At 69.8% G+C, this 3990-nt stretch carries 2 protein-coding genes; both read right to left on the bottom strand.

The annotated features are described in order from the left end of the window. Positions 1-29: 29 nt before the first annotated feature. A complete protein-coding gene (locus tag HMPREF1138_RS07145; RefSeq protein WP_009058047.1) occupies positions 30-2630 on the bottom strand; it encodes a SpaA isopeptide-forming pilin-related protein in 2601 nt (866 codons plus the stop codon). A 135-nt stretch (positions 2631-2765) separates the two neighbouring features. Next, positions 2766-3899 carry a class C sortase gene (locus HMPREF1138_RS07140; protein ID WP_039937357.1) on the bottom strand — a complete coding sequence of 378 codons (1134 nt, stop codon included), beginning with the start codon at positions 3897-3899 and terminating at the stop codon, positions 2766-2768. Positions 3900-3990: the final 91 nt, after the last annotated feature.

The following is a 3990-nucleotide window of genomic DNA, read 5'->3' as shown; positions in this document are numbered from 1 at the left end:
CCCACACGCACGCCCCGGCCTCGTGCCGGTCAGGCGGAGCGGCGGCGCACCCCCTCGCACGCGCCGGCGAGGCCCAGGAGGGCCACGCCGAGGCAGAGGTACGGGTAGATGCCCGCCGAGCCGGAGTTGGGCAGGACGCCGACCTGGGTGTCGACGACGCGGATGGCGGGCAGTGCGGCGGCGTCGGCGCCCGTGGAGGCGGGGATGACGCGCACGGAGGTGAAGCCCTCGTCGGCGCCGAAGTCGGTGGTGATCACCGTGGATGCCGAGGCGTCGGCGCCTACCTCGATGTGGAAGGCGACGGGGCGCGGCAGGAGGACGTGCCCGGCGGGGGCGCGGGTTTCGACGAGCCAGTAGGTCTTCCCGGTCTCGAGGGGCGCGGTGACGAACTGCGAACCGCCGTCGAGGACGGAAACAGGCATGCCGGCCAGGGCCTCGTTGTCGTAGATCGCGAAGGCCGCCCCGTCGAGCGGGTAGGTGCCGTCCTCGTTGGGAGTACCGACCGGCTGGGTGCCGGCCTTTTCGATGCGGATGGTACGCGGGCGGGCGGGCGCGCAGGCCTCGTTATTAGCGGCGCCGTCGTGGTCGTAGGGGCCAGCGACGGAGTTGTAGAGGCCGCGCCCCGGGGTGAGGCGCCCGCGCGAGGGGACGCACTCAAGGGCGGCCTCGCTGTACCCGGCGGCTTTCCGATCGCGCGCGACGGTCATGCGGATGAACCAGGTCGCGGACGCCCCGGGTTCGACGGTGGTGCCCTGGGTGAGGACGTAGGTCGCGGCACGGTTCTGGGCGCGTGCGCTGCGCAGGCCATCGAGAGAGGTGGCGATAGTGGTGGAGCGCAGGGTGAGGCCGGGCGCGAAGGCCGGGGTGTCGACGAGGCGGCCGGTCGTGCCCGCGATGGTGCCGTCGTTCGTGGCGGTCACGCGGTAGGTGACGGTGATCGTGTCGCCCGAGGCGCCCTCAACACTCTCCACGGTCTTGTCGATGCGCAGCTTGGGGGCCTGCTGCTGGATCGTGAAGTTGCAGGTGATCGGCACGGCGGCGGGGGACGAGGCCGGGGCAACCTGGGAGAAGTCGACGCCGCCCGTGTCGGGGTCGCGCGTGACGTTGATGGCCTCGCCGATGCCGTTGACGCAGCTGATGTCGGTGAGTTCCCAGCGCGCCGAGTTCGGGTCGTCGGAGACTTTCCAGGGGCCGAAGTAGCCGGGTTCGCCGAAGCGCAGGGGGCGGCGTCCGGGGATGCGCGGGCCGGTTTCGGCGATGACGAACTGGGAGTATCCGGGGATGAAGGCCTGGTATCCCGAGGTCACGGTGCCGTCCGTGCCGTAGCCCGTGGGGGTCAGGGGGCTGTCCTCGAAGGAGGACCAGTCGACGAAGCCGCCAGCGTTCTCGGCGGTCTTGAGGGGCTCGCCCGTGGGCGACACGAAGTCGCCGATGCCCAGCGTCGTGAAGTTGAAGGAGGGGATTGTGCCGCCGATAGCCTCGGACTGCGGGGTCACGGTCTTCGCGATGCGAATGTAGCGCTCCTGGCTGAAGGTGGCGTACAGGCACCCGTAGGAGGACTTGTTTTCTTTCGAGGTGAAGGTGGAGACGGGGGTGACGCCTTCGGGCGGAGTCTCCGGGCACGTGCCGTCGGCGCTGGGTGTGAAGCCGGAGAGGACGAGGCGGTACGGGATGCCGTCGATCGTCACCGTCTTGTTCGAGGTGGTCCGCGAGATCGTCAGCACGTCATCCGAATTGGGGCTCCGGTCGGGCGTGCCCGCGGCGTCCGGGTAGGCGGCCGGGTTGTTCGTGTAGATGTCGCGATTGCCTCGCCCCTTGCCGACGTGGCGGTAGCAGTACCAGACGCCGGGTCCGGCGTCGCGGTTGAGGGCGGCGTAGGGCGCGTTCGCGGGGCAGGAGGCCGGCCCGCTGGCGCGCGAGGCGAGCATGTAGGCGCCCTCGTCGCTCAGGGCGGCGGTGGTGTCGGTGTCGTCCTCGGTCTCTTCCTGGTCGAAGGGGAAGGAGTCCTCGATGCCGCCGATGGTGACGTCGATCGTCGAGTGCACCCACTTGTTGGCCGAGTGGACCTGGAAGTTGTTGTGCCGCACGGTACCCAGGAGGAAGGGCTGGCCGATGGGGACGTTGCCGGGGTTGTTCGGCTTGTATCCCAGGGCGTTGGTGTCCTGCGGCGAGATGACGCCGGCGCTGGCGGGGTTGGCGGCGGGCAGGCCGCGCGCGATGTAGGTCCAGTAGTCACCGGCGGCGACGCCCGCGTCCAGCATCGGCTGGGCGACTCCTGCCTGGAAGGGGGCCGAGGACTGGGCTGGGTCTGCCGCATCGTAGGGGCCCGCGCCGCGCACGGTTCCGACGTAGGCGTTGTCGGGTACGTTCGTCGTGCGGTCTGTGGCCGAGCCGTTGATGGTGGCCGCGCCGAGGCGGCCGGCAGATGAGGTGACCGGGACGGTGCCGCCGCCGGGTGTTTCCAGGGTCGCGTCGGCGTCGGCGCGCTCGGGGGCGACGAGGCCGACCAGGGCCGCGGCGGTAGCGAGGAGGAGGGCGGACAGTGTGCGTGCGACGGCGCGACGAGGCCGGGGTTCGGTCTGCGCGTCCGTGGCGCGGCGGGAGCGGGCGCCGCAGGGGTGGTGCTCCACGAGCCCTCCAGGGTGTTTGACAGTTACTCACCGACTCTAGCGTAGATACGCGCAAGCGCGCGGGTGAGCTTGCTCGCTCAGGCCCGCGCGCTCGCGCGTATCGGGTGGCCGATCGCGGCCACGCAACGAGGCCGGTTAGTGCTTGCCGCGCTCCTCAAGCATCTTCTTCAGGGCGGCGGTGCGGCCTGCATCGATCTCCTCGTCGGTGATCTGTTCGGCGGAGGTCAGCAGGTCGGGGGCGTGCGCGTCTGGCGGCGCGTCGCCGGACCTTGAGTCGGCCCCGGCTGCGACCGCACCGGACGTAGGCTCAGCGTCCCCGGAATCAGCCCCGGCCTCGTCCCCGGAATCGGCGGCGGCAAGCGCGCCAGCGGCAGCGCCCTCGAGCGCCTGGGGCTCCTCGTCCGTGCGCTTGCGCGAGCGCAGCCAGATGACGGCGGCGATGGCCAGGATGACGACGACGGACGCGAGAACCGCGATCATCCAGGGTTTCATAACGGAGCCCTTGACCTGCGCGGCTTCGGCGGCGACGGCGTCGTCGTCCATGGGGACGCGCTCGCCGGTGACGAGCAGGCGGTGGGTGTTGATGCCGTAGGGGGTGCAGGTGATGAGGGTGGCCAGGTCCTTGCCCTCGACTTTGTTGAGGGATTCGGTCTCGGTGGGCAGGACGACGCGGATGTCGGTGACCTCGTACTTGAGGTGGCGGCCGGCGGTTTCGATGTAGAAGACGTCGCCGACCTTGACGCTGGTGAGCTGGTCGAACATGGTGGCGTTGCCCAGGCCGGTGTGGCCGGTGAGGACGGTGTGCGTGGATTCGCCGCCGACGGGCAGGGCGGTGCCGAAGAGGTGGCCGATGCCCTTGTCGAGGGTGGCGTTTTCGGTGCCGTGGTAGATGGGCAGGTTGACGTTGATTGACGGGATTTTGATGGTCGCCATGACGTCGTTGAGGTTGAGCTGGCTCAGGTAGTCCTGGTATTGCGCGGTGCCGGGGCGTTGGGCGTCGAGCCAGGGGTCGAGGATGGGTGACTCGGAGGCTTTGAGGTTGTATTCGTCGGCGCGGCGCAGGGACTCGGCGACGGCGTCGGGGCCGGCTTGGTCGGCGACGGCGCTGAATTCGGAGGCGATGCGTTCTTGGCGTTGGTTGTTGTACTGGGTCGCCAGGACGGGGTAGAGGAGGACCAGGATGCCGGCGAGCAGCAGGATCGGGGGCGCGATGGTGAGGAGACGCCACTTGAGGGGTGTCTTCTTCTTGTCGGGCGCTTGGGTGCTCACGCTTTCTCCGTTCATTGCCGAGGCCGTGGAAGTTTGTCTGGTTACAGGGTAGTACCGCTTGGGGGTGGTTGCGGGCAACGCGAGGGGGGTG

It is taken from the genome of Actinomyces sp. ICM58 (assembly GCF_000283035.1).
In the GTDB taxonomy this organism is placed as follows: Bacteria; Actinomycetota; Actinomycetes; order Actinomycetales; family Actinomycetaceae; genus Pauljensenia.
The sequence above is the reverse complement of the archived record's forward strand: the minus strand, read 5'-3'. Positions and strand labels throughout refer to the sequence as shown.